Origin of the sequence: Deinococcus radiopugnans ATCC 19172 (genome assembly GCF_006335125.1) — a bacterium.
GTDB classification, from domain to species: domain Bacteria; phylum Deinococcota; class Deinococci; order Deinococcales; family Deinococcaceae; genus Deinococcus; species Deinococcus radiopugnans.
On record NZ_VDMO01000002.1, the window covers coordinates 187977 to 212056 of the forward strand.

Annotated in this window: 24 protein-coding genes; 14 read left to right on the forward strand and 10 right to left on the reverse strand. The window is 66.5% G+C overall.

What is annotated here, in order from left to right:
- The first annotated feature begins 35 nt into the window (after positions 1–35).
- Complete coding sequence (gene odhB, locus FHR04_RS02300; RefSeq protein WP_139400482.1) at positions 36–1331, forward strand: 2-oxoglutarate dehydrogenase complex dihydrolipoyllysine-residue succinyltransferase; 1296 nt, start codon at positions 36–38, stop codon at positions 1329–1331.
- Between the two features lie 102 nt (positions 1332–1433).
- A complete protein-coding gene (locus tag FHR04_RS02305) occupies positions 1434–1940 on the forward strand; it encodes a hypothetical protein (protein ID WP_249038927.1) in 507 nt (168 codons plus the stop codon).
- Positions 1941–1949: 9 nt separating this feature from the next.
- Here the strand turns inward: FHR04_RS02305 and FHR04_RS02310 are convergent, their stop codons facing one another.
- Positions 1950–3074 carry an alpha/beta hydrolase family protein gene (locus tag FHR04_RS02310; protein WP_139400483.1) on the reverse strand — a complete coding sequence of 375 codons (1125 nt, stop codon included), beginning with the start codon at positions 3072–3074 and terminating at the stop codon, positions 1950–1952.
- A 30-nt stretch (positions 3075–3104) separates the two neighbouring features.
- Between FHR04_RS02310 and FHR04_RS02315 the strand changes: the two genes are divergently transcribed.
- A complete protein-coding gene (locus tag FHR04_RS02315) occupies positions 3105–3761 on the forward strand; it encodes a hypothetical protein (RefSeq protein WP_249038928.1) in 657 nt (218 codons plus the stop codon).
- Here the strand turns inward: FHR04_RS02315 and FHR04_RS02320 are convergent.
- The 3 genes from FHR04_RS02320 to FHR04_RS02330 all read right to left on the reverse strand — a co-directional run bounded on the left by FHR04_RS02320 (position 3752) and on the right by FHR04_RS02330 (position 5591).
- Positions 3752–4384 carry a DedA family protein gene (locus tag FHR04_RS02320; RefSeq protein WP_139400485.1) on the reverse strand — a complete coding sequence of 211 codons (633 nt, stop codon included), beginning with the start codon at positions 4382–4384 and terminating at the stop codon, positions 3752–3754. The genes FHR04_RS02315 and FHR04_RS02320 overlap by 10 nt on opposite strands.
- A 66-nt stretch (positions 4385–4450) precedes the next feature.
- Complete coding sequence (locus FHR04_RS02325; RefSeq protein WP_039681991.1) at positions 4451–4999, reverse strand: type I phosphoribosyltransferase; 549 nt, start codon at positions 4997–4999, stop codon at positions 4451–4453.
- Positions 5000–5054: 55 nt separating this feature from the next.
- Positions 5055–5591 (reverse strand): phosphoribosyltransferase family protein, encoded by a 537-nt coding sequence (locus FHR04_RS02330; RefSeq protein WP_039681989.1) that lies wholly within the window; start codon positions 5589–5591, stop codon positions 5055–5057.
- Positions 5592–6007: 416 nt separating this feature from the next.
- On the opposite strand from FHR04_RS02330, the gene FHR04_RS02335 reads away from it, so the two are divergent.
- The 5 genes from FHR04_RS02335 to sat all read left to right on the forward strand — a co-directional run bounded on the left by FHR04_RS02335 (position 6008) and on the right by sat (position 10664).
- Positions 6008–6457 (forward strand): DUF4395 domain-containing protein, encoded by a 450-nt coding sequence (locus tag FHR04_RS02335; RefSeq protein WP_139400487.1) that lies wholly within the window; start codon positions 6008–6010, stop codon positions 6455–6457.
- Between the two features lie 103 nt (positions 6458–6560).
- Positions 6561–8153 carry a nitrite/sulfite reductase gene (locus tag FHR04_RS02340; protein ID WP_139400489.1) on the forward strand — a complete coding sequence of 531 codons (1593 nt, stop codon included), beginning with the start codon at positions 6561–6563 and terminating at the stop codon, positions 8151–8153.
- Positions 8150–8704 carry an adenylyl-sulfate kinase gene (gene cysC, locus FHR04_RS02345; protein ID WP_139400491.1) on the forward strand — a complete coding sequence of 185 codons (555 nt, stop codon included), beginning with the start codon at positions 8150–8152 and terminating at the stop codon, positions 8702–8704. Before FHR04_RS02340 ends, cysC begins: the two co-directional genes overlap by 4 nt.
- Positions 8701–9423 carry a phosphoadenylyl-sulfate reductase gene (locus tag FHR04_RS02350; RefSeq protein ID WP_139400493.1) on the forward strand — a complete coding sequence of 241 codons (723 nt, stop codon included), beginning with the start codon at positions 8701–8703 and terminating at the stop codon, positions 9421–9423. The genes cysC and FHR04_RS02350 overlap by 4 nt, the downstream gene beginning before the upstream one ends.
- Before the next feature lie 86 nt (positions 9424–9509).
- Positions 9510–10664, forward strand: coding sequence for a sulfate adenylyltransferase (sat, locus tag FHR04_RS02355; protein WP_139400495.1), 1155 nt, complete (start codon positions 9510–9512; stop codon positions 10662–10664).
- 79 nt (positions 10665–10743) lie between these two features.
- Here sat and panB read toward each other — a convergent pair whose 3' ends face one another.
- Positions 10744–11565, reverse strand: coding sequence for a 3-methyl-2-oxobutanoate hydroxymethyltransferase (gene panB, locus FHR04_RS02360; protein ID WP_139400497.1), 822 nt, complete (start codon positions 11563–11565; stop codon positions 10744–10746).
- Positions 11566–11702: 137 nt separating this feature from the next.
- On the opposite strand from panB, the gene FHR04_RS02365 reads away from it, so the two are divergent.
- From FHR04_RS02365 to FHR04_RS02385, 5 genes are all read left to right on the forward strand, one after another.
- Positions 11703–12638 carry a quinate 5-dehydrogenase gene (locus FHR04_RS02365; RefSeq protein WP_170213819.1) on the forward strand — a complete coding sequence of 312 codons (936 nt, stop codon included), beginning with the start codon at positions 11703–11705 and terminating at the stop codon, positions 12636–12638.
- 192 nt (positions 12639–12830) lie between these two features.
- Positions 12831–13325, forward strand: a complete 495-nt coding sequence (locus FHR04_RS02370) for a hypothetical protein (RefSeq protein ID WP_139400499.1) — start codon at positions 12831–12833, stop codon at positions 13323–13325.
- Positions 13326–13344: 19 nt separating this feature from the next.
- Positions 13345–13926, forward strand: a complete 582-nt coding sequence (gene xpt, locus FHR04_RS02375; protein ID WP_139400501.1) for a xanthine phosphoribosyltransferase — start codon at positions 13345–13347, stop codon at positions 13924–13926.
- A 101-nt stretch (positions 13927–14027) separates the two neighbouring features.
- Complete coding sequence (locus FHR04_RS02380; RefSeq protein ID WP_139400503.1) at positions 14028–14516, forward strand: YflT domain-containing protein; 489 nt, start codon at positions 14028–14030, stop codon at positions 14514–14516.
- 41 nt (positions 14517–14557) lie between these two features.
- Positions 14558–16120 carry an acyl-CoA carboxylase subunit beta gene (locus FHR04_RS02385; protein WP_139400505.1) on the forward strand — a complete coding sequence of 521 codons (1563 nt, stop codon included), beginning with the start codon at positions 14558–14560 and terminating at the stop codon, positions 16118–16120.
- 257 nt (positions 16121–16377) lie between these two features.
- Here the strand turns inward: FHR04_RS02385 and FHR04_RS02390 are convergent, their stop codons facing one another.
- The 5 genes from FHR04_RS02390 to FHR04_RS02410 form a co-directional block, all read right to left on the reverse strand.
- Positions 16378–17571, reverse strand: a complete 1194-nt coding sequence (locus tag FHR04_RS02390; RefSeq protein ID WP_039681969.1) for a M20 family metallopeptidase — start codon at positions 17569–17571, stop codon at positions 16378–16380.
- Between the two features lie 89 nt (positions 17572–17660).
- Positions 17661–19253 carry an ABC transporter substrate-binding protein gene (locus FHR04_RS02395; protein ID WP_139400507.1) on the reverse strand — a complete coding sequence of 531 codons (1593 nt, stop codon included), beginning with the start codon at positions 19251–19253 and terminating at the stop codon, positions 17661–17663.
- A gap of 146 nt (positions 19254–19399) precedes the next feature.
- Positions 19400–20482: an alpha/beta hydrolase family protein gene (locus tag FHR04_RS02400; protein ID WP_139400509.1), complete on the reverse strand. Its 1083-nt coding sequence runs from the start codon at positions 20480–20482 to the stop codon at positions 19400–19402.
- Between the two features lie 4 nt (positions 20483–20486).
- Positions 20487–21473 (reverse strand): alpha/beta hydrolase family protein, encoded by a 987-nt coding sequence (locus tag FHR04_RS02405; RefSeq protein ID WP_170213820.1) that lies wholly within the window; start codon positions 21471–21473, stop codon positions 20487–20489.
- Positions 21474–21575: 102 nt separating this feature from the next.
- A complete protein-coding gene (locus FHR04_RS02410; protein ID WP_139400511.1) occupies positions 21576–22118 on the reverse strand; it encodes a hypothetical protein in 543 nt (180 codons plus the stop codon).
- Positions 22119–22467: 349 nt separating this feature from the next.
- On the opposite strand from FHR04_RS02410, the gene FHR04_RS02415 reads away from it, so the two are divergent.
- The gene (locus FHR04_RS02415) at positions 22468–24078 is read left to right on the forward strand and encodes an Ig-like domain-containing protein (RefSeq protein ID WP_139400513.1); all 1611 of its coding nucleotides are present in this window, start codon (positions 22468–22470) and stop codon (positions 24076–24078) included.
- Positions 24079–24080 lie beyond the last annotated feature (2 nt).

A 24080-nucleotide genomic window follows, 5' to 3' on the forward strand; every position in this document is an offset into this window, starting at 1 on the left:
GCAAACAGCACAGACGCGGTATAACTACAGACACTATGGCGGACATTAAAGTTCCAGTTTTTTCCGAATCGGTCAGCGAGGGCACGCTGCTCACCTGGCACAAGCAACCCGGCGAGGCCGTCAAGCGCGGTGACGTGCTGGCCGAGATCGAGACCGACAAGGTGGTGCTGGAGGTCACGGCGCAGGCCGACGGCGTGCTGCAAAGCGTTGCCAAGAACGAGGGCGACACGGTGCTCAGCGAGGAAGTGCTGGGCGTGATGGGCGACGCGGGCAGCGCGCCTGCCGCAGCCCCGGCCGCGAAGGCCACTGAAGAGGAAACCAGCGGCCCCATCCCCGACGAGAAGAGCGCGGGCGGCACCGCCGTCCAGCCGGACAGCACCGGCAATCAGCCTGCCGCAGAGCGCCGTGAAGACCTCTCCCCCGCCGTCCGCAAGGTGGTGGCCGAGAACAATCTGGATTCCACTCAGATTCCGGCCACCGGCCCGCGCGGCAACATCACCAAGCAGGACGCGGTGGTGGCGGCGCAGGGGGGCGGCACGGACCAGGGACCGCAGAAAGCGGCGGCTCCGGCCAGCACACCCAGCGCCAAGCCTGCCCAGCCCGCACCTTCTGCCACCATTCCCAGCGGCCCGCGCACCGAGCAGCGCGTGCCCATGACCCGCATCCGCGCCCGCATCGCCGAGCGCCTCAAGGACGTGCAGAACACGGCGGCGCTGCTGACCACCTTCAATGAGGTCAACATGCAGCCCAGCATGGATCTGCGCAAGAAGTACCAGGATCAGTTTGTCGCCAAGCACGGCGTCAAGCTGGGCTTCATGAGCCTGTTCGTGCGCGCCGCCACCGAGGCCCTCAAGGCCTTCCCGCTGGTCAACGCCAGCATCGACGGCAAGGACATCGTGTACCACGGCTTCTACGACATCGGGATCGCGGTCGCCAGTGACCGGGGTCTGGTGGTGCCGATCCTGCGCGACACCGACAGCATGGGCCTGGCGACGATTGAAAAGGAGATCGCGGCCTACGCCGGCAAGGCCCGCAGCGGCAAGCTGACCATGGAGGACATGAGCGGCGGCACCTTCTCGATCACCAACGGCGGGACTTTTGGCAGCATGATGAGCACCCCGATCATCAATGCCCCGCAGAGCGCCATTCTGGGCATGCACAACATCATCGAGCGGCCCATCGCGCAGAACGGGCAGGTGGTCATTGCGCCGATGATGTACCTGGCCCTGTCGTATGACCACCGCATCATCGACGGCAAGGAAGCCGTGCTGTTCCTGGTGATGATCAAGAACCTGCTTGAAGACCCGGCCCGCATGCTGCTGGAGCTGTAAACCGTTGCGGCGCGGCGGCCTTTCCTTTTACATGAGGGAGGCCGCCGCTTGCTATTGGGTTCCGTCAGGCCCTTGAAAGGTCCGTGCGCCTAAGCTGGTGCCATGACGGTCATGCCGGAGACAGCCCTACAGACAGCATTACGCGGACGCCTGGGCACCCTGAGCGAGGGCCTGAATCTTCAGGGCACCTGGGACGGCCAGCGCCTGAGCGGGCGCGTCGGCAGCTTCACGGCGGGACAGGACGTCGTGGTGGGGCTGACGGCGGACGGGCTGGCGGGCCGGGTGGGCGGCTTCACGCGCGGTTTTGACCTGCGGGCCGACGTGCTGGCCGGAGAGCTGCACCTGCATCTGGGCGGCGTGGACGGCATAGACGCACGCCTGGACTTCACACCGGACGGCGCGGCAGGCCGCTACGGGCGGTTTACTGACGGTCTGGATGTCCACCTGCGCCACTACGCGGGCGAGGTGCGCGGACGCTTTGGCGGGTACAGCAGCGGCACCGACTTCCGGATGGAACTGGGCGAGGTGCCGCTGCCGCTGGCCGTGATCCTCGCGGTGGCGGCCCTGTGCCTATGGCGCGAGGACGTGGCGCTGACAGCGGCGAGCTGAAGCGGCCTCTCAGCGCGTGTGCGCCCGCAGCCACGCCGCCATGTCGTTCATGGGGCCGCCCGCCATCGGGGCAAACTCGTCCTTTGTTATGTCCGCCGCCGGGCCGAGGCTGTGGCCCAGGCCGGGGTACAGCTTGAGGGTGTGCTCGGTGTTGCCCGCAGCGGCCAGCGCCGCATCCAGCTCTCGGGCATCGGCAGGATCGATGTTGCCGTCGTTCTCGCCCTGCAAGATCAGGACTGGCATCTTGAGCTTCGGGGCCAGTTCGCCCAGCGTGGGCAGTGTGGTGGCGGGGGCGTACAGCGGCGACTGCGCGACGCTCTGGGTGAAGAAGGCCTGCACCATCGGCAACGCTTCGCCGCGCAGGTCAATCTGGCCGTCCCCGTTGGTGTCCAGCACGGTGCTGAGCCTGGGCACCTGCGGCGTGCTGTCGGGGGCCAGCAGGAACTGCCCCTGCGTTCTCGCCAACGCTGAGCCGGGGCCGTAGAGCGAGGCCACCACCCCTTTAAGATCGATCTGGCCGTCTGGGGCGTAGGGCTCCAAGTACTTCAGGCCCACCCGCTCGAACTGGTGCGCGAAGGCGTCGGCGAAGGGCCGGACCACCGGCCCCTGCACGATCAAGCCCTGGGCGCCCGCCGCCTGCGCCAGCGCCGCCGCCACCACGCTGCCCTCGCTCCAGCCGTAGATCAAGACCTGTTCCGCGTCGATGCCTGGCTGCTTTTTCGCCGTCTCCAGGGCCGTCTTCGCGTCGGCCAGCAGGTCTTGCAGGGTCAACTTCGCATAGCTTTCCTGTGCAACCTGCGCGGTCTTCGGGTCAAAGGTGGCCGCCGCGTAACGCTTGTCGAAGCGCATCACCGCGAAGCCCTGACGGGCCAGCGTCTGCGCCAGCGTGCCCAGCGAGCCCTGCACCAGCCCGCCGTAAGACTGAAAACTGCCGTTCAGGTCTTCGGGGCCGGTGCCCTGAACAAGCAGCACCAGCGGCGCGGGCGTGGTTCCGGCGGGCCGCAACAACTCGGCGCGGGTGGGCTGCCCGCCAAAATCGAGGGTCAGGGCCTGGGTGAGCGGGCCGGGCTCAGTACCTCCGGCCAGTCCCAGGGAACCCAGCGTGAGGGCGGCGAGCATCAGAAGGCGTTTCATGCCCCCAGGCTAGAAGGTAGGCTGCTTCCCATGAAAGCCCCCGCGGGAAGCAGCCACGCCCCCTTCACGGTGGTCACGAATCGGCGGCAGGCCGAGGTGATCACCAGCCGCGACGAACTGCGCCGCCTCGCCCCGTTCATGGGCCGCGAGGCCTGCGTGTCGGGGGCGGCCCGCATGCTCGATCTGGGGGTCACGGCCACCTACAAACTCGTGACCCGTTTTCGGGCGCTGGGCCTGATTCAGGAGACCCGCCAGGAGCAGCGGGCCGGGCGGGCCGTCCGGTACTACCGCGCCCCCGCCGCCTTTTTCGTGCCCTTTCATGTCCTCGGGCTGGAGCAGATCGGCGAGCGCAACCGTCTGGCCCATCTCCAGCGCTTCGAGCGCAACCTGGCGGCCTCGGTGCGGCATGACTTTTCCCCGGAGTGGGGCACCCTGACCGGCCTGCTGCCGTCCGGCGAGACGTACTACGAGATCGCCACGCCAGACGGCCACCTCTGGGATCCCCTGGAGGAGGGCGCGCCGCTGCTGCTGTCCGGCTGGAACCTGATCCGCGCCACGCCGGAAGAGGCCCGCACGCTGCAGCGTAGTCTGATGGCCCTGCTCACGCCGTACCTCAGGCGGGAGGACGGTGACCCGTATCTGCTGGGCACGTTCCTGTGCCGCGATCACGCGGACGCTCAGCCCTGAGTCTGGCTCCCGTCCGCCCGCTTCCCGGCCTGCCGCCTGCGCCGGATGACCCACACGGCGGCGGCCACCAGCAGGCCGCCCACGATCACGGTGGAGGCGGGGCCGATGTACTCGCCCACCCGCTCGTAATGGTCGCCCAGCAGGTACCCGGCACCCGCCAGCACGCTGGCCCACAGCGCCGAGCCAATCGCGCTGTACAGCACGAAGGTGGGCAGCGGCATCTCGCTCATGCCCGCCGGCAGGCTGAGCAGGCTGCGGACGCCCGGCACCATGCGCCCGAACAGCACCGCCTTCGGGCCGTGGCGGTCAAACCAGTCGTCGGCCCTGTGGATGTCGTCGCCGCTCAGGGCCAGCCACCGGCCATGCCGGTCGGCCCAGGCCACCAGCCGCTCCTCGCTGAACACCCGCCCGATGAAATACAGCGGCAGGGTGCCCACGACGCTGCCCAGCGTTCCGGCCAGCACCACGCCCACCAGACTCAGCTCGCCGCGCGAGGCCGCGAAGCCCGCCGAGGGCAGGATCAGCTCGCTGGGCAGCGGCGGAAACACGTTTTCCAGCACCATCAGCAGCACGATACCGGGGTAGCCCAGGCTGTCCATCAGGGTTTGAATCCACTCCACCATCTGCCGCCCAGGCTAGGGGCGACGGGTCAGCGGGGCGTCAGCCGAAAGTCGGGCACAGGCAGACGCTCAGATGTGGGCGGGCAGCTTTTCCAGATACTTGAAGGGCAGGCTCAGGGCGCTCTCGCCCTGCCGGAAGGCGGCCAGATACCCGCTGACGGTGCCGCCCGAGCGTTCGACGATCCGGGCCAGGGTCTGGGCGGTGCCGCCGCTGGAAATCACGTCCTGCACGATGGCCACCTGCTTGCCCTTCAGGCGGGCGGCGTGCGGACTGTCCAGCCAGAAGGTCTCGGCCACGCCCAGGGTCATGCTGGGGGCGTCCTGAATGATCGGGTCTTGCATGTACGGGCGGCGCTTCTTGCGCACGCACTCGTAGGGCAGGCCGCTCACGTGGCTCAACTCGTGGGCCAGCGGCAGGGCGTTGGTCACCACCGTCAGCAACACCTCGGTGCCTTCGGGGATCATCACCAGCATCTCGCGGGCCACCGCGCGGGTGAATTCGCTGTCGCCGATGAACTCCACCAGCGGCACGCGGCCCATGCTGCCAGCACGCGCGCTGGGCAGGGTGCGGGTCACGCCGCCGATCTTCACGGTCACTTCCGGGTTGGCCTGGGTCATGCCCCCAGCTTAGCCCGCCGGGGCGTCCGCGCAGGCCCCAGCGCCGGGCCAGCGGTCAGGACGAGGGAAACAGAGGCAGATGGTCCAGCGCCGTGACCTCGTCGCGCTCCTCGCCCTCGGTGAACACCGCCAGCACGGCGGCCACCTCGCCGCCCACCTCGTCGATGATCTGGCGCAGCGAGTGCAGGGTGCCGCCGCTGGACACCACGTCGTCCACGATGGCCACCTTGCGGCCCCTGACTTTGGGCACGTCGAAGCCGTCCAGCACCAGCAGTTGCGGAATGCCAGTGGTGATGCTGACCACCTCGCGCGCCACCGGGTCCACCATGTAGGGTTTTTGCGTCTTGCGAATCACGATGTACGGCTTGCCGGTCTCGCGGCTGATGACGTGCGCCAGCGAGAGCGCCTTGACCTCCGGCGTGACCAGCACGTCGATGTCCTCCGGCATCAGCCGGGCCAGGGCCTTGCCCGCCGCCTCGGTGACCTCGGTGTCGCCCAGCATGTTGAACAGCGCCACGTTGACGCCCGGGGCGACCTCCACGATGGGCAGTTCACGGGTCACGTCCCCGACCTGTACGGTGTGCGTCTTCACGGGACCGAGTGTAATGCCCGCAGGCCCCCGCAGGTCCAGACGCCACAGGTCCAGACGAGCGGCACCGTCACCATCAAAAGAACACCCGCGCCGCAGGGAGAGGCAGACGGCTTGACTGAAAGCGGCAATCCTGGACAACCGCTCCACCACGCCAACCGACTGCACGAATTGCCGACGAACCGCACGCTCGGCGGCGAGAGCCTGGAACGGACAGTGGACCGACCGGATACAGCGCAACCAGACGCGCTGATGGCCCTGATCTGAAAGGGCCTGCCACAGGGTGGCCTGCTGAGCCTGAAAGCGCCCGCCTTCGTGGTCAGGCCCGCGACCCGACGGGCGCCTGCCTTCGCCCCGTCTAGTTCACCCGGCAATAGTTGACTTGTTTTATCATCAATAAAAGATTACCTTTCTGGTCGATGATTGCCACCGCATCCGTTCCCTCGGCATCTACAGACCTGAGCGCCCTGAAATTCAACCAGTACGCCGTGATCGGCGTGACCGTGCTGGCGCTGATGTCCGGCCTGAGCGCGCTGACGCTGATCCTGGGCGCCGCCATGCTGCTGGGGGCCATTCGGCCTGAGCTCTCGCCGCTGCGGGCCGCGTACCGAATGTCTGGGCGGCGGCTGGGGCTGAGGCCCGAAGTCGTCGCTGAAGACCCCCGCGCCCACCACTTCGCGCAGGGTGTGGGCGGCGTGTTCCTGCTGGCCTCTGGTCTGAGCGGACTGGCGGGGCTGCCGCTGCTGGGCCTGGGGCTGGGACTGGCCGTGATCGCCCTGGCAGGTCTGAACCTGAGCCAGAAGATCTGTGTGGGCTGCCTGCTGTACTTCCAGTACCGCCGCCTGCGCTACGCCGTCCTGAGCCGCTAGAACCCTTCAATTCCCCAGTTGGTCTCAGCCCGGATTTCACACCTGAAGTCCGCATCTCTCGTCGTTGCGCTTCATCCTCTTCCCCACCGCCGAGGTTTTCCCCATGTCCAACATCGAAACCCTGAAAAAAGAGCTGCCGCCGTTCCAGATCTTCGACCTGATTCCGCAGTACGCCGCCGCCGGAGCGATTGACCCGGAGAAGGTCGATCTGCTGAAGTGGGCCGGGGTCTACCCGCAGCGCCCACAGGAGGACGGCTTCCTGATGATGCGCGTCAAGGTGCCCACCGCCGAGCTGAGCAGCGCTGCCCTGCGCGTGGTGGCAGGCATCGCCGAGGACTACGGACGCGGGCTGCTGGACGTGACCGACCGGCAGGCGTTCCAGTTCCACTGGCTGCGGATCGGGGATATTCCGGCGATTCTGGAGCGGCTGGACACCGTGGGCCTGCACACGCGCGGGGCCTGCGGCGACACCGTGCGCGCCGTGATCGCCTCGCCGCTGGCCGGGCTGGACGCCCGTGAGGTGATCGACGTGCGCCCGCTGGCCCGCGCCATGGAAGGCACCCTGAGCGGCAACAACGATTTTCAGGATCTGCCGCGCAAATTCAAGATCAGCCTGACCGGCACGCCCGAGCTGGAGGGCATCCATCTGGTCAACGACATCGGCTTCCTGGCGCACCGGGTGGGCGGCGAGGTGGGCTTCGACGTGTGGGTGGGCGGCGGCCTGGGCGCGGTGGCACACCTGGCACGGCGGCTGGGCGTCTTCATCCGCCCGGACGAGGTGGTGGAGGTGGGCCGCGCGATTGCCGGGGCTTACCGCGATCATGGGTACCGCGTCAACCGCAAGAAAGCCCGCCTGAAGTACCTGATTAAAGACCTGGGCGTGGAACAGTTCCGCGCCATTGTGGAGACCGAGTATCTGGGCCGCCCACTGCGCGACGGCCCCCCGGCCCCGGTGGCCCGCTTTGGCGGCAGCGACGTGCTGGGTGTCAACCCGCAGCACGACGGTCTGAACTACGTGGTGCTGACCACCACCGTCGGACGCATCGATCCGGCCAAAGCGCGGGCGCTGGCCGATCTGAGCGAGCGCTACGGCAAGAGCGTGGTGCGCACCACCGCCTTCCAGAACATGATGATCCCGCATGTGCGAACCGAGGATGTGGACGCGCTGGTGGCCGAGCTGCAGACGCTGGACCTCGCCCCCAGGGCCACCCTGCGCGGCACCACCATCGCCTGCACCGGCACGCAGTTCTGCCGCCTGGCCCAGACCGAGACCAAGGCGCGCGTGGCGGACATGATCGACACCCTCGAACCCTTGCACAGCGATCTGGACGTGCCGTTCGTGATCAACCTGACCGGCTGCAGCAACGCCTGCACCCGCTATCAGGTGGCCGATCTGGGCTTTATGGGGGCGCTGCGCCAACTGAAAGAGGGCGGCGAAGAAGAGGTCTACAACGTGCATCTGGCCGGCAGCATCGGGCAGGCGCAGCGGACGGGCAGCAAGCTCAAGGGCATCGTCCCGGCCACCCGCCTGACCGAATACACCGATAGGGTGCTGAGCGATTTCAAGGCGCACAAGACCGAGGGCGAAAGCTTCGTGGAATACGCGGATCGCATGGGCAACGAGCGCTTCCTGCCCGACACCGTGCTGGCCGCACAAGACGCCGGATTGGAAGAGCGCGAGCTGGTGGGCGCATGACCGCCACGCTGGAGCGCCAGCCCTCCGCCGAAGGGGTGAAGACGGGACGCGTGGTGTGGTTCACCGGCCTCAGCGGGGCGGGCAAGAGCACGCTGGCCGCCGCGCTGCACACCGAATTGATGGCGCGCGGCGTGGCGGTGGAGCTGCTGGACGGCGACGCCGTGCGCGAGAATCTCTGCAGGGGCCTGGGCTTCTCGCGCCAGGATCGCGACACAAATGTTCGGCGCATCGCCTTCGTGGCGGGCCTGCTCGCCAAACACGGCGTGACCGTGCTGGTCAGCGCCATCAGCCCCTATGCCGAGACCCGCCGCGAGGTGCTGGCCGCCCTGCCGAACACGCTGGAAGTCTTCGTGGACGCGCCGTTGGCGGTGGTCACGGCGCGCGACGTGAAAGGGCTGTATCTCAAGGCCATCGCTGGAGAGATCCAGCACTTCACCGGGGTCAGCGATCCCTACGAGGCCCCCCAGACGCCAGACCTGCACCTGCGAACCGATCAGATCAGCGTGGAGGACGGGGTGCGGGAGTTGCTGCGGGCACTGGGGGAAAGATGACGGCGGGCGCGGAGAGGTTCGCCACCGAACCGCCTCTTCTCTCCATCCCTTGCACACCGCAGGCGCGGGAGGTCAAAACCCTTGACCTGATCCGATGGGCCATCGCCGCCCATCCCAACGTGCTGATGCCCAGCGCCTTCAACCTGAACGGCGTCGTGCTGATCGATCTGGCGGTGCGGGCGGGCTACCGGGGGCAGGTGGTGTTCGTGGACACCGGCTACCACTTCGCCGAAACCCTGCAGACGCGGGATCGGCTGGCGGCGCGGTATGCCGAACTGGAATTCGTGACGCTGAACGCGGGGGCGTCGCCGGAAGACGGACGCACCCCGCCGGAACTGTACGCGGCAGACCCCGATGCCTGCTGCGCGGCCCGCAAGGTGGCGCCGCTTCAGGAATACCTGCGCCATAAAAATCCCTCCGCGCTGCTGAATGCCCGCAGCCGCGATCAGGCCGCCACCCGCGCCGAGATTCCGTTTGTGGAAGAGGGTGGAGCCAGAATCAAGATCAACCCGCTGGCCGAGTGGACGCGCCAGGAGCTGGAAGCCTACGCCGCCGCGCACGACTTGCCGGTCAATCCGCTGTACGCCGACGGCTTTCTGTCGGTGGGCTGCTGGCCCTGCACCCGCGCCGTGCGCCCCGGCGAGGACGCCCGCGCCGGACGCTGGGCCGGGCAGGGCAAGACTGAATGCGGCCTATGGGCCGGTGAAGGCCAGCTCTGACGGGCCGCCCAACCGCGAAACATCAGCACGATGCACATCTTTTGCGGTGAGACCCCTTAACTTTTAGACCTCCGAAGGAGACCCCCATGCCCACCCTTCCCCATCCCGTCACTGGCCTTCCCACGCCGCTGGGCGGCACGCTGATCCATCAGGTGAGCCGCGTCCCCGAGGCTGAACTGCGCGGGCTGCCCCGGCTGGAACTGTCCGAACGCAGCGCCGCCGATCTGGAACTGCTGGCGACGGGCGCGTACTCGCCGCTGACCGGTTTTCTGGTCGAGGCCGACTATCTGAACGTGATCGAGCACCTGCGCCTGGCCGACGGTACGCCCTGGAGCCTGCCCATCACCCTGCCGGTGGGCCGCGCCGAGGCCCGTGAGCTGCGGGGCCGCGTCGTGCTGACCCGTGACGGCGCGGCGGTGGGATTGATCGACGTTCAGGAGCAGTTCGAGGCCCGCAAACTGTGGGAAGCCCGCGAGGTCTACCGCACCGAGGAAGCGGCCCATCCCGGCGTGGCGGCGCTGTACGCGGGGGGCGAGATCAATCTGGCCGGGCCGGTCACGCTGTTTGAGGTGCCGCGTGGAACCTTCCCCCAGCACCACCGCACCCCCGCCGAGGTTCGCGCCGCCATCGAGGCGCGCGGCTGGCGCACCACGGTGGCGTTCCAGACCCGCAACCCGATCCACCGCGCGCACGAGTACCTGCATAAAGTCGCGCTGGAACTGGTGGACGGCCTGCTGCTGCACCCGCTGGTGGGCACCACCAAGGGCGACGACGTGCCGGCCGACGTGCGGGTGGAGGCCTACGAGGTGCTGCTCTCGCGCTACTACCCCGCCCCCCGCACCCTGCTGAGCGTGTACCCCGCCGCCATGCGCTACGCCGGGCCGCGCGAGGCGATCACGCACGCGCTGTCGCGGCGCAACTACGGGGCCACCCATTTCATCGTGGGGCGCGATCACGCGGGCGTGGGCAGCTACTACGGCACCTACGCCGCGCAGGAAATCTTCAACGAATTCACCGCCGAGGAACTGGGCATCCGCATCCTGAAGTTCGAGCATACCTTCTACTGCCAGTCCTGCGCCCAGCTGGTCAGCCCCCGCACCTGCCCGCACGACGCGTCGCATCACCTCGTGCTGAGTGGCACGAAGGTGCGCGAGAAGCTGAGAAACGGCGAGAACCTGCCCGCTGAATTCTCGCGCCCGGAGGTGGCCGAGGTGCTGCGGCGGGCGTATCAGGACAGCTAAAAACAGTCGAATCGTCTAAAGGTCTGACGGCCAGAGCTTTTTGCAGTTTCACCTTTAGACCGTTTGACGGTTAGACCCTTCAATACAGCTTGTCCAGCACCTCGTCTTTCATCACGAAGCTGTTGTCCTTCGCCGGAAATTCGCGGGCACGCACCTCGGCGGCGTACTTTTCAATCGCCTCGCGAGAAATCTGGCCCACCTCGGCGTAGCGTCGGGCGATCTTCTTTTCCTCGCCCTCGTAGACGCCCAGCAGATCGTGGGTGACCAGCACCTGTCCGTCGCAGCCCACGCCTGCGCCGATGCCGATGGTGGGAATACTCAGCTTCTCGCTGATCAACCGGGCGAGACGGGCGGGAATGACCTCCAGCACCAGGGCAAAGGCCCCCGCCGCCTCCAGGGCCTGCGCGCCTTCCAGGGTGGCGCGGGCGCTGGCGTCGTCCTTGCCCTGCACCTTCAGGCCGCCCTGCGCGGTGGCGGTCTGGGGCATCAGGCCCACGTGGCCCATCACGGGGATGCCGTTGCGGGTCAGCGTCTGCACCACGCCCAGGATCTCGGGCGAGGCCCCCTCCATCTTGATCGCGTCGGCCCCCGTCTCCTGAATCACACGCACGGCGTTGCGCATGGCGTCCTGCACCCCGGTGTGGTACGTGCCGAAGGGCAGATCCACCACCATGAATGTCTCTGGCGCTCCCCGGCGCACGGCGCGGGCGTGGTGGATCATGTCGGCCAGCGTGACCGGGGCGGTGGAGTCGTAGCCCAGCACCACGTTGCCCAGGGAGTCGCCCACCAGGATCAGGTCTACCCCGGCGGCCTCGGCGTGGCGTCCGCCGGGGTAGTCGTAGGCGGTGACCATCACCAGCGGCTGGGGCGAGTGCTGGAGTTCGGGAAGGCTGCGCTTCATACGGGGCAGGGTAGCAGGGCGGCGCGGCGGGCGTGGGGTCCGCGCCTGCCGGCCCGGGGCCCCTGCATAGAGACCGCGCTGTTCGCCCCGGCCGCTTTTGAGGACCCTCCTCCGTTCACGCGCCTACAATGGCCTTCATGAGTGACATTCTGAGCGGCTGGACCCCGGCCCCCCCCGGCCACAAGCATGTGGTCAGCGTCAGCCTGGGCAGCAGCCGGGGCAACGCCCGCGAGGCGGTCACGCTGCTGGGCCAGCCGTTTGTCCTGGAGCGCATCGGCACCGACGGCGACGCGAAGAAAGCCGCCGGGCTGTTCGGAGCGCTGGACGGACGCATCGACGCCTTCGGGTTGGGCGGCGCGGACCTGTACGTGATCGCGGACGGCAAACGCTACCAGTTCGGCAACGTCAGGAAACTGGTGGCGAACGCCAGGAAAACCCCCGTGCTGGACGGCAGCGGCCTGAAAAACACGCTGGAGCGCGACGCGATTGCCCAACTCGACCCGTTGCTGAACTGGCGCACCCAGAAGGTGCTGATGGTCTCGGCCGTGGACCGGTTCGGCATGGCCGAGGCCCTGGCCCAGCACGGCGCAGACATCGTGTTCGGGGACGTGGTGTTCGGGCTGGGCACCGACCGTCCACTGCGCTCGCTGGGAGCCTTGCGGAACGTGGCCCGAGTCGTGTTGCCCGTGATCACCAAGCTGCCGCAGGACTGGTTTTACCCCACGGGCGCAAAGCAGGAAAGCAGCGTTGAGGGCAAGGGAACCAAATACTACGCCTGGGCCGACGTGATTGCCGGGGACACCCACTACGCCAAGCGCTACGCGCCCAAAAGTCTGGAGGGCAAGACCATCCTCACGCAGACCATCACGGGCGCAGACCGCGACTGGATGAAGGAGCACGGGGTGGCGCGGCTGATCACCACGACGCCGCGCATGGGCAGCCGCAACTTCGCCACCAACGTGCTGGAGGCGTGTTTCGTCGCCATGAGCGGCAAGAAGGAGGCGCTTGGCGAGGACGAGTACCTGCGCTACATCCGCGAGGTGGGCTTTAAACCGGAAGTCAACGAGCTTTAGGCCGGAGGCTCCAGCTTGTGGCCCCACCCCCATCCCAAAAGGGATCGGAGGAGGTGTAAAGCGGCAAAGCAGAGCTGGCGTTGTGGGTGGGGGCGGCCCTCGGTTGCCTTTTGCGGTGAACTGGCCGGAGGAGTGGATTCGGTTTGGGATGCCTGTTTGGGATGCCTGGGCTTTGCGGCTAGGATGGCAGACATGACCAAAGGTGAGGGGTTGAGGTGGAGAGCGGCGCTGCTGGCCGCCGTTCTGGCGCTGCCTGCCAGCTCTGCCGCGGCGCAGACGACGCCTGCCGAGCCGCCCAAACCGCTGCTGAGCGGCACCACCTCCGGGCTGGGCTGGGGCATCTACGCGGGCGGCCTCTCCAGCGCCAGTCTGCAGGACGATGGCCCGGGCCTGCGCGTGGGCGTTCCGGCGGGGGCCAGCGTGCTGGGCACCCGTTACGACGCGGCGAAGAGAGCCGCGCTGCTGACCTACCGGCTGCCGAAAGGCCTGGACGCCCGCAGCGCCCTGGCCTTCGCCACCAACCAGTTGCAGTTGCAGGGCTTCGACATCGGGACGCGCAGCTTCCCGAGTGCCAGCAGCGCCCGCGCCACACTCATGCGTGACGGCCAGGGCCTGGACGTTCAGACCACGCGGCAGGCCAACGGGGACATTCAGGTGCTGTACGTCTTCAGCACCGCCGCGCCCTAGCCCCTGTACACTCGCCCCCATGCAATCACTGGTGGACGCGATTCGGCAGCAGGGCGTCATTCTGCCCGGCGGCTTTCTCAAGGTGGACGGGCTGGTCAACCATCAACTGTTGCCCGGCCTGACGCGCGAGATGGGCGTGCGCTTCGCAGAACTGTTCGCGCCGCTGCGGCCCAACAAGATTCTGACCATTGAGGTCAGCGGCATCGCCCCGGCGATTGCCACGGCAATGGAGCTGAACGTGCCGATGGTCTACGCCCGCAAGAAAAAGCCGCTGACCATGAAGGAACCGGCCTTCACGGCGTCCTCGGTCAGTCGCACCAAGGGCGGGAACGTCGACCTGTTCGTCAGCAGCGAATTCCTGGGACCGGAGGACCGCGTGGTGATCATCGACGACTTTCTGGCCTCCGGCGGCACGCTGCGCGCCCTGACCGGCATGATCGAACTGAGCGGGGCCACGCTGCTGGGCCTGGGCTGCGTGGTGGAAAAGCAGTTCGAGTCGGGCCGCGAGCATCTGGCCGATCTGGGCGTGCCCATCCACACCCTCGCCAACATCGTCCGCATGAGCGAGGAGGGGGGCATCCTGGTGGAAGTGGGCCGCTAGCAGCCCCACGCGAGCAGCAGGCAAGCATGAGGCCGCCTCAACCCTGCACTCAGTCGCGCGGAGCCGCCGTTCTCTAGGCTGGGACAAAGGACGTGACCCCCATGACCCAGCCTGATCCCCGCGCCGCCCTGATTCCAGACCAGAGTGCCCGTATCAACGTGGCCACCTACACCAACTACCTCGACGCCCAGCGCGCCGTGGACTACCTGAGCGATCAGAAGTTTCCCGTCGAGCGCACCGCCATCATCGGCGAGGGCCTCAAGACCGTCGAGCAGGTCACGGGCCGCCTGGACTGGGGCCGCGCGGCGGGTCTGGGCTTCGGGCAGGGGCTGTTTATCGGGTTGTTCGTGGGCCTGATCTTCAGCGTCCTGGGCCTGGGCAGCGGCAACCTGCTGTTCTCCATCGCCTACGGCATGGTGGTGGGGGCCATCTTCGGGCTGGTCTGGGGGCTGGTGGGCTACGCCCTGAGCGGTGGGCGGCGCGACTTCACCTCCATCGGCGGGATGAAGGCGGACCGCTACGCCGTCGTGGCCGACGCCGAGGTGGCCGAGCAGGCGCGGACGCTGCTGGCAAACCTGCCTTCCCGCTGAACAGAGAACTTCCTAACGCCCGTTTGGATAGGATGCACCGCATGACACAGCCCGGCATGGAGTTGCAGGAATTGATCGCCGAGATGGAGCAGCGGCGCGGCAAGGTGGAGGCCGGCGGCGGCAAGGAACGCCAGCAAAAGCAGCGCGACGGGGGCAAACTGACCGCCCGCGAGCGCATCGACGCGCTGCTGGACCCCGGCAGCTTTCTGGAGATGGGCACCTTCGTCGAACACCGCGGCGGACGCCTGATGCAGGGCGTGGAGGCCCCCGGCGAGGGCGTCGTGACCGGGCGCGGCACCATCGACGGGCGGCAGGTCTTCGTATTTTCACAGGACTTCACCGTGCTGGGCGGTTCCCTGGGCAAGATGAACGCCGCCAAGATCACCAAGATCATGGATCTGGCGGCCAAGACCGGCTGCCCGGTGATCGGCCTGAACGACTCGGCCGGGGCGCGCATCCAGGAAGGCGTGGACTCGCTGAGCGGCTACGGCGAGATCTTCTACCGCAATGCCATCTACTCGGGGGCGGTGCCGCAGATCAGCGCCATCCTTGGCCCCTGCGCGGGCGGCGCGGTGTACAGCCCGGCGCTGACCGACTTCATTTTAATGAGCGAGGGCAGCAGCTACATGTTCATTACCGGCCCCGAGGTCATCAAGAGCGTGACCCGCGAGGACGTGACCTTTGAGGCGCTGGGGGGCGCGGACGTGCACACCCGCAAGAGCGGCGTGGCCCACCTGGAATACGACGGCGACGCGGCCGTGCTGGCCGGGGTGCGTGACCTGCTGGGCTACCTGCCCCAGAACGCCCACGAGCAGCCCCCGGTACACCAGACGGATGATCCCGTCGACCGCCGCAACGACAACCTGCTGGACATCGTGGTGCCGGATCAGCGCAAGCCCTACGCCATGCACGCGGTCATTCACGAGCTGGTGGACGACGGCACGTTCCTGGAAATCCAGCCGAACTGGGCCAAAAACATCGTGGTGGGCTTCGCGCGGCTGGGCGGCCAGAGTGTGGGCATCGTTGCCAACAACCCGCGCGTGATGGCCGGGGCGCTGAACATCGACGCGGCGGACAAGGCCGCCCGCTTTATCCGCACCTGCGACTGCTACAACGTCCCCGTGCTGACGCTGGTGGACGTGACCGGCTTTCTGCCCGGCGTGGCGCAGGAACACGCCGGCATTATCCGCCACGGCGCAAAGATGCTGTACGCCTACGCCGAGGCCACCGTGCCCAAGATCACGCTGATTACCCGCAAGAGCTATGGCGGCGCGTACCTCGCCATGAACAGCCGGGATATGGGCGCGGACGTGGTGTACGCGTGGCCCACCGCCGCCGTCGCCGTGATGGGCGCGGAGGGGGCCGCCAACATCGTCTACCGCCGCGAGATCAACGCCAGTGACAACCCGGAAGCCACCCGCGCCGAGAAGATTGCCGACTACAAGGACGCCTTCGACAACCCCTACGTGGCCGCCAGCAAGGGCTACATCGACGACGTGATCCCGATGGAAGAGACCCGTCAGCGCCTGATTCAGACGTTTGCCATGCTGCGCGACAAGGCCGAGACCCGGCCCTACAAGAAGCACGGGAACATGCCGCTGTAGACAGAGAGAAGACTTCATTCGCATTCACCAAGGAGCGTCACTTCCTCGGCCCGGTAACCAAGGCCCCCGTCAGCGCTGACTGCTTCTGGAGGCCCGCCGCCCCTGGACAGGCTTCCGGTGGGGCAGTGGGCACGTCCGGTGAGGCGTGCCGAAGTCGGCCCTCTCAGTCACGCTGGGGGCCACCAGCGGATTTCCAACAGCATCCGAACAAGGAGCGTGGGGCTATCTCACGCTCCTCCCTCTCCGTGTTTGCGCTGCTACACCGGCTGTGTCAGGCGCCGGGCCGCCGCGATGTACATCCGCGTGCCGTGGTCCAGGGCGCGCTCGTCGATGTCGAACTTGGGGTGGTGGTGCGGCGCGTGGTCCGGGCCACCCGCGCCGATCAGCACGAAAGTTCCGGGGGCCACCGTCATGTAGGCGCTGAAATCCTCGCTGCCCATCAGCGGTTTGCCGTCCGTAACCGTGACCGTATCGCCGAAGGTCTCGGCGGCCACCTCACGCAGGATGGCGGTGGTGGCCGCGTCGTTGACGGTGGCGCGGTAACCGTTCTGGTAGCTGAAGGTGTAGGTTGCCCCGAAGGCCTCGGTGATGCCCTGCACGATCTTTTCCATGCGCTGCGGCATCAGCTTCCGCAGTTCCGGGTCAAAGGTGCGCACCGTGCCGTTCAGGGTGGCCGTGTCGGGAATGATGTTGTGCGCCGTGCCGGAATGAATCTGCGTGACGCTCAGGACGGCGGGGACAATCGGATCGAGTTGGCGCGAGATCACGCTCTGGAAGGCCAGCACGATCTGCGCGGCGATCACCACCGGATCGACGGTCTCGTGCGGACTTGCGCCGTGGCCGCCCTTGCCCTGAATGGTGATGTCGAATCCGTCCGGCGAGGCCATCAGTGGCCCCTCGCGCAGCATGATCACGCCCACCGGAATCGGGCTCATCACGTGTTCGCCCATCACCACGTCCACCCCGGCCAGCGCGCCGCTGTCCACGATCTGCTGCGCGCCGCCCGGAAAATGCTCCTCGGCGTGCTGAAAGATGAAACGGACCTCGCCGTGTAATTTCTCCGGCTGGCCCGACAGCACCTTGGCTGCGCCCAGCAGCATGGCGGTGTGCGCGTCGTGGCCGCAGGCGTGCATCACCCCCGCACGCTTGCTGGCAAAGGGCAGCCCGGTTTCCTCGGTGATGGGCAGCGCGTCCATATCCGCGCGCAGCAGCACGGTGCGCCCCGGCCCGGCCCCGCCCTTCAGGGTCGCCAGCACGCTGGTCGGCGTGGGCCGCGTGACGGTCAGGTTGGGCAATTTGCTCAGCTGACCCTCCACGAAATCGGCGGTCTCGGTCTCGTGGAACGACAGTTCCGGGTGCTCGTGCAGGTAGCGGCGCCACTGGATCACCTGCTGCTGCAGGGCATAGTCCTCGATGCTGGCGGGCGTGGGCTGACGGATGCTCTGGGTCATGGGAACTCCTCGTGGGAGAGCTTGAAAGGTAGGAAGGTGACCCGAACGACCTCGCCGAGTCACCCTGCTCACGTTCAGAAGAGGTGGACTTACTTCTTGCCGTCGATCGTGATGTCCTCGAAGGGCAGCAGGCTGGACGGCCCCGGCTGCCAGCCCTTGACGTAGGTGCGGATGGCCGCCAGCGGGCGCGAATGCACGATGGGCAGGCGGACGTTGGCGTCGTACGTGAGCTGATGGATCTGGGCATACGCTTTGGCCTGCGCCGCGCGGGTGCTGGCGGCGGCGGCCACCCGCAGCTGATCGAAGATTTTCTGGTTGCCGAAATTGCTGTCGGCGCTGGCTTCTTCGCCGTAATAGGTGTTGTAGAAGTTGTACGGGCTGGCATACGGCCCGGTCCAGCCGATCATGTACATATCGAAGCCGGGGGCCTTGTTGCGGTCATCCAGGTACTTGGCCCAGTCCTCGGTTTTCAGGGTGGCCTTGATGCCGATGGCGGCCAGATCGGCGGCCATCGCCTCGGCAATCGGCTTGGGCGTGGGGAAGTACGGGCGCGACACCGGCATGTACCACAGGTCCAGCGAGAAGCCATTCGGGTAGCCCGCGTCTGCGAGCAGCTTCTTGGCCGCTGCGGGGTCGAATTTGTAGTCGGCGGGTACATTCGGGCTGTTGGCCCATTTCAGCGCCGGCGGCAGGAAGCTGGCGTCGGTCACGCCCAGATCACCCCAGAAGGCGTCCACGATGGCCTTCTTGTTGATCGCCATGCTGATGGCCTGCCGCACCTTGTCGTTCTTCAGGTACTTGTTGCCCAGATTCAGGCTGAGCATGCCCACGTTGAAGGACGGCACCAGCACCGGCAGGAGGTTCTTGTCGGCCTTGACCGCGCTCAGCTGTTCGGGGTTCAGGTCGGTGGTGAAGTCGATGGTGCCGGCCTTCAGCTCATTCAGGCGGGCGCTGGGGTCTTTCAGGAAGCGCAGCACCAGCGCGTCGTACTTGGCCTTGGTGCCCCAGTACGCCTTGTTGGGAATCAGATTGATGCGGTCCCCGGTCTTCCAGTCCTGCATGATGAACGGCCCGGTGCCCACCGGCAGCGCGGCGGGCGTGCCGTATTTGGCCCCCGCCTTCTTGATGGCCGCCGGGCTGGCAATGCCGAAGAAGCTGGTGGCCAGCGTTTCGGGCAGCTGCGCGTAGCCGCGCGTCATGGTAAAAATCACTTTGTTGGGGCCGTCGGTCCGCACGCTTTTCAGGATGGTTCCGGCGTCGCCCTTGAAGCCGCCGAAGATGAATTGCCAGGAGGTAAAGGTCTTGCCCAGTTCCTTCGCGCCGCCGGGGGCCGCCGGGTCCCACCAGCGGTTGACGTTGTACACCACCGCGTCGGCGTTGAACGGCGTGCCGTCGGTGAACTTGACGCCCTGCCGCAGGGTGAAGGTCCATTCGGTGGCGTTGGCATTCGAGGTCCACCTCAGCGCCAGACTGGGCGAGATGTCGCTGGTGCCGTTCTTGAAGCGCACCAGCCCGTCGTAGACCATCATCTGCGGCGTGGCGGAATTGCCGTCGGTGATGGTGCCGGAATCCAGCGACACGGGCTCGCCGCCTGCGCCGTAGACCAGGGTGGCCGCGCCCGCCACGGTGCCGTAAGACGCTGCGCCCAGCAGGGCCAGAGAAAGGGAGAGGGAACGCCGCATAGAAGCCTCCTGAAACACAAGGAAAGGTGAGGACCGCCGGAGCACTGAATTGAAATGCCTTAAGGAGCAGTTCCGAGGCTAGGGACTGCGCCGGGCAAAGTCAAACGGGTTATCCAGACGGCGGGGGTTCTGGCCTCTCCTTGCGGCTACAGGTTGTCGTTGAAAAACGCCACGCTGCGGTTCAGCGCCGTGCGCAGGTTGCCGCTCAGGTTGTGGTTGTCGCCGGGATACCGGTAGGCGGTGAAGCGCTGCCTGGCGGCACGCAGATCGTCGGCGAAAGCCTGCTGAAAGCTGTAGGGCACGTCCTCATCGGCGGTGCCCTGCTGCAACTCGATGGGCCGCCCGTCCAGGTCCTGCAGGTAGGCGTTGGGGCTCAAGGCACGCAGGTAGCGGCGATTGAGGCGGTCCAGCGTCGGTTTTTCCTCTCCCTTGGGCGGGTTCCAGTCGGTGGCCAGCACGTCGTAACTGGCGACCACGCCCGCCCACAGCGAGGCAGCTTTCAGGTCCGGATCCACCAGCATGGCCCGCAGGGACAGTTGCCCGCCCATGCTGTGCCCCCACACGCCCATGCGGTCACGGTTCACCCGTGGGTCCTTTTTCAGGCTGGCGGCGGCATTCAGCACGTCCACGGTGTAGCCGGGATCGTTGTACCCGCCGCCAGCCTCGCCCTCCGAGTCGCCGTGCCCCCGGTAGTCGCTCTTGAGGGTCACGTACCCGGCCCGCGCGAAAGCGTCCTGATACGCCACGTAACGCTCGGTGGTGCGGTACTGCTGAGGCGGAATGTAGCCGTGGTTGAACACGATGGCGGGCCAGCCCCCTTTGGGCGGTGTCCCGTTCGGAACGGTCAGCAGCGCGAAAATCTTGAGGCCGTCCGACTGGTACGACACCACCTGACGGCTGTAGTTGCTGCCCGCGTTCAGGGTCCGCACCACCGTCAGTCGGCTGCCCGGATACTCGCGCGCCCGCAGCGCCGGAATGCTGATGGGCTGACGGGCCACCAGCGCCTCAAGGGCGGCGTCGGTCACTTCACCGAACGGACCAGTCCGGACGGTGGTATCGGGCGGCGGTTCGGTGGAGGCGTCCCCTTCAGCTTCAGCCTGCGGAGCTGGGGCGGCTGGCGTCTGCCCCTGCCACGGCACCCTGAACGGCAGATTTTCCGGCTGGGTCACAGCGACGTAACCTGCCCCCATCACCAGCAGCAGCACCACGAAATGGACCAGTCGCCTCATGGGATCAGAGATTGTCCTTGAAGAACGCCACGCTGCGGTTCAGGGCCGTCTGCAGGTTGCGGCTGAGGTTGTGGTTGTCGCCGGGATAGACGTAACTCGCCACCGGCTTGTTGATGGCCTTGAGGTCTTTGCTCAGCGTGGTGTGAAACGCCACCGGTACGTCCTCGTCCGCCGTGCCGATGTGCAGCTGAAGCGGGCCGCCCAGATCCTTCAGGTAGCTGTTGGCACTCAGCGAGGCCCAGAATTCCGGGTTTTTGGCGGGCGTGCCGTATTTCGCCACCGCCGTTTTGCGCAGGTTCAGCACACCCTGCGGAATGCTGGCGGGCACCGGACTGTTCCACCTGGTCATCATGGCGTCGTAATCGCCCACCACCCCGGCCCAGATCACCCCGGCCTTGATGCCTGGATCAATCACCATGGCCCGCAGGGTCAGAAACCCGCCCATGCTGTGCCCCCACATGCCGATGCGCGCCGCGTTCACCCGCCCGTCCCGCTTCAGGCTGCCCAGCGCGTTCATCACGTCGTCGGTGTAGCCGGGCGAGTAGTAGCCGCCCAGCGCCTCGCCCTGAGAACTGCCGTGGCCCCGGTAGTCACTCTTGAGGGTCACGAACCCCGCACGCGCAAAGGCGTCCTGATACGCCACGTAGCGCTCGGTGGTGCGGTACTGCTGAGGCGGGATATAGCCGTGGTTGAACACGATGGCGGGCCAGCCTCCTTTAGGCGGCGTGCCGTTGGGAACGGTCAGCAGGGCGTGAATCTTGAGGCCATCGGACTGATACGACACCACCTGACGGCTGTAGTTGCTGCCGGCGCGCAGATTTGTCAGCACGTTCAGGGCGCTGCCCGGATACTTTTTTTCGCGGGCGGCAGCGATGCTCATGTCCGCCACGTCGATGTTCGCCAGTGCGGCGGCCGACTGTGCCCCGGCCTGGGTGCTGGAGAGCGGGGCAGTCAGCAACAGGGACAGCCACAGGAAGGGGGAAAACCTCATCTGCCCAGCCTAGAGGGCCACCGCGCCGCAAAAAGCGTCGGCCCAAACGTTACGGCCTTGAGACAGGGTTACGAATTCAAAGACTGAGGGACGGCAGGCCGTTCAGCGGCTGATGTCGTAGTTCGTGATCTTGCCGACCGATCGCGGGTTTCCGTCACCCAGCGCCACCGAACGGTCATACACGTTCCAGCCGCGCGACACGGTCATCTGGGGCAGCAGTTCGCCGCCGCCGGGCCAGCTTTCAGGCAGATCCAGCGGACCGAAGGTGCCGGCCGCCGGGCTGAAGATCAGCCACAACCGGTTGCGTGCCACCGTCTCGCCCAGCGTCAGGCGGGCGTCGTTGTTGGCGTCGTCGAAGGCCACCACCTGATACACGCCTGCCACACCGGGAATCCCCGGCAGATCAAAGCCGTACTGCCACATGTTCACGCCGGTGCTGACGACGTTCTGGGCTATGCCGCTGTCGTTCGTGACGGCCACCGGCACCCCCGTGCCCACCAGCGCCAGCCGCAGCCTGGGGGACGCTCCCCAGTCGCCGCCGATGGTGCCGCTCAGGGCGTAATCGGCGGGGGCTTTGACCTCCTGCTGCCCGCAGGCGGCCAGGATCAGCGGAAGCAGCAGGGCGGCAGGCAGAAGTGAGCGCATGCCATCACCATAGGCCAAAGGGCATGAGAACCAGAAAGAAGAGAGATGAGCGTCTGAGTGCTCAAAAGCGCAAAGTAGCCTCACACTTGGCTAAGCACAAGATATTTGACCTTTCAAACGCCAATCTGAGGACCAGACGCTCGTGATGAGCTCATGTGAAGAACTTGATTACAGGTGGTCCAGACGCTATCTTGCGCCCGTCCCACATCGGCCTGGTTCTGAATCAGGCGTCTCAGACACGAGAATGTCACATACCGTTTGACGGCTGTGTCCCTCTCGGTCACCGCAACGTGCTGTACTCATCTTTTCCATTCAGAGAATTCCGAGTACGAAGCTAGAAGGAGATCACATGAAGCGATCCTCACCCCTCGCGTTCCTGGCCCTCACCGGGTTGCTGCTCACGGCCTGTGGAGGCACCACTCCAGGCGACGTGACCGCCCCTACCATCAAGCTCACGGCTGCCCCCAAGACCGTCACGGTCGCTGGCACCGTGACCCTGACCGCCGACGCCAGCGACAACGTGGGCGTGACCAAAGTCACCTTCTACCGCGGTGACAAGGAAATCGGTACGGATACCACCGCCCCCTTCGAGATCAAGGACAACGTGACCGCCGACCAGAACGGCAGCGTGGTCTACCGTGCTGTGGCCACCGATGCTGCCGGGAACACCGCAGACGCCGCCGACACGGTGACGATCAACATCAGCACGGCCCCGCCTGCGGATACCACCAAGCCCACGGTCACACTGACAGCGGCTCCCAAGACCGTCACGGCCGCTGGCGCAGTGACCCTGACGGCCGACGCCACCGATGATGTGGGTGTCGTCAAGGTGACCTTCTACCGTGATGACACCGAGATCGGCAGCGACACCACAGCCCCTTACGAATTCAAGGACAACGTGACGGCGGCCAATAACGGCACCCTGAACTACCACGTCGTCGCGACGGATGCCGCCGGAAACATCGGGGAATCCACCACCACCGTGACGGTGAACATCAGCACCGCACCGCCTGCGGATACCACCAAGCCCACGGTCACACTGACAGCGGCTCCCAAGACCGTCACGGCCGCTGGTCCGGTCAGCCTGACGGCGGACGCCAAGGACAATGTGGGCGTCGTCAAGGTGACCTTCTACCGCGGCGATAAGGAAATCGGCACCGACACCACTGCTCCTTACGAGTTCAAGGACAACGTGACCGCCGATCAGAACGGCAGCGTGGTGTACCGCGCCGTAGCTGTCGACGCCGCTGGGAATAAGGGAGAGTCCACCACCACCGTGACGGTCAATATTGACGTCACCAAACCCACCGTCAGCCTGAAGGCGGTTCCGACCATCGTGATGGCAGCTGGGGAAATCAGCCTCACGGCCGACGCCAGTGACAATGTGGGCGTGACCAAGGTCACCTTCTACCGCGGTGACAAGGAAATTGGCATCGATACCACGGCCCCTTACGAGTTCAAGGACAGCGTGACCGCCGCCGACAACGGCACCTTGAACTACCGCGCCGTAGCCGCCGACGCTGCGGGCAACAGTGCCGAGGCGACCGCCATGGTAAAGGTGGACATCGACCCCAACGAACCCAACGACAGCACGGCCACCGCCACCCCGCTGATGGTCGGCAAGCCTATCAACGGCAGCATCGCCGGTCAGGACCGCGACATGGACTACTTCAAGTTTGACGCCGCGGAGGGTGACAAGCTGATGCTGACGGTCAAGAGCACCAGCATCGACTCCAACAGCACCCTTGACCCCTACGTCCAGATCCTGATGCCAGACGGCAAGACAGTTGTGGAAAAGGATGATGACGGCGGCGCAGATCTGGAATCCGCCATCCGCTTCAACGTCCCGCAAACAGGCACGTATTACGTGGCCCTGACCAGCTTCGACATTCATGACGATGCCGAAGCCACCGACAACAAGATCACCAATACCTACCAGATCGCGCTGACGAACCGCTGAGC

Bases quoted from the DNA above. Each gene is read 5' to 3' on its own strand.
- odhB (WP_139400482.1), top strand. From the start codon at position 36: ATGGCGGACATTAAAGTTCCAGTTTTTTCCGAATCGGTCAGCGAGGGC.
- FHR04_RS02305 (WP_249038927.1), top strand. From the start codon at position 1,434: ATGACGGTCATGCCGGAGACAGCCCTACAGACAGCATTACGCGGACGC.
- FHR04_RS02310 (WP_139400483.1), bottom strand. From the start codon at position 3,074: ATGAAACGCCTTCTGATGCTCGCCGCCCTCACGCTGGGTTCCCTGGGA.
- FHR04_RS02315 (WP_249038928.1), top strand. From the start codon at position 3,105: ATGAAAGCCCCCGCGGGAAGCAGCCACGCCCCCTTCACGGTGGTCACG.
- FHR04_RS02320 (WP_139400485.1), bottom strand. From the start codon at position 4,384: ATGGTGGAGTGGATTCAAACCCTGATGGACAGCCTGGGCTACCCCGGT.
- FHR04_RS02325 (WP_039681991.1), bottom strand. From the start codon at position 4,999: ATGACCCAGGCCAACCCGGAAGTGACCGTGAAGATCGGCGGCGTGACC.
- FHR04_RS02335 (WP_139400487.1), top strand. From the start codon at position 6,008: ATGATTGCCACCGCATCCGTTCCCTCGGCATCTACAGACCTGAGCGCC.
- FHR04_RS02340 (WP_139400489.1), top strand. From the start codon at position 6,561: ATGTCCAACATCGAAACCCTGAAAAAAGAGCTGCCGCCGTTCCAGATC.
- cysC (WP_139400491.1), top strand. From the start codon at position 8,150: ATGACCGCCACGCTGGAGCGCCAGCCCTCCGCCGAAGGGGTGAAGACG.
- FHR04_RS02350 (WP_139400493.1), top strand. From the start codon at position 8,701: ATGACGGCGGGCGCGGAGAGGTTCGCCACCGAACCGCCTCTTCTCTCC.
- sat (WP_139400495.1), top strand. From the start codon at position 9,510: ATGCCCACCCTTCCCCATCCCGTCACTGGCCTTCCCACGCCGCTGGGC.
- panB (WP_139400497.1), bottom strand. From the start codon at position 11,565: ATGAAGCGCAGCCTTCCCGAACTCCAGCACTCGCCCCAGCCGCTGGTG.
- FHR04_RS02365 (WP_170213819.1), top strand. From the start codon at position 11,703: ATGAGTGACATTCTGAGCGGCTGGACCCCGGCCCCCCCCGGCCACAAG.
- FHR04_RS02370 (WP_139400499.1), top strand. From the start codon at position 12,831: ATGACCAAAGGTGAGGGGTTGAGGTGGAGAGCGGCGCTGCTGGCCGCC.
- xpt (WP_139400501.1), top strand. From the start codon at position 13,345: ATGCAATCACTGGTGGACGCGATTCGGCAGCAGGGCGTCATTCTGCCC.
- FHR04_RS02380 (WP_139400503.1), top strand. From the start codon at position 14,028: ATGACCCAGCCTGATCCCCGCGCCGCCCTGATTCCAGACCAGAGTGCC.
- FHR04_RS02385 (WP_139400505.1), top strand. From the start codon at position 14,558: ATGACACAGCCCGGCATGGAGTTGCAGGAATTGATCGCCGAGATGGAG.
- FHR04_RS02390 (WP_039681969.1), bottom strand. From the start codon at position 17,571: ATGACCCAGAGCATCCGTCAGCCCACGCCCGCCAGCATCGAGGACTAT.
- FHR04_RS02395 (WP_139400507.1), bottom strand. From the start codon at position 19,253: ATGCGGCGTTCCCTCTCCCTTTCTCTGGCCCTGCTGGGCGCAGCGTCT.
- FHR04_RS02400 (WP_139400509.1), bottom strand. From the start codon at position 20,482: ATGAGGCGACTGGTCCATTTCGTGGTGCTGCTGCTGGTGATGGGGGCA.
- FHR04_RS02405 (WP_170213820.1), bottom strand. From the start codon at position 21,473: ATGAGGTTTTCCCCCTTCCTGTGGCTGTCCCTGTTGCTGACTGCCCCG.
- FHR04_RS02410 (WP_139400511.1), bottom strand. From the start codon at position 22,118: ATGCGCTCACTTCTGCCTGCCGCCCTGCTGCTTCCGCTGATCCTGGCC.
- FHR04_RS02415 (WP_139400513.1), top strand. From the start codon at position 22,468: ATGAAGCGATCCTCACCCCTCGCGTTCCTGGCCCTCACCGGGTTGCTG.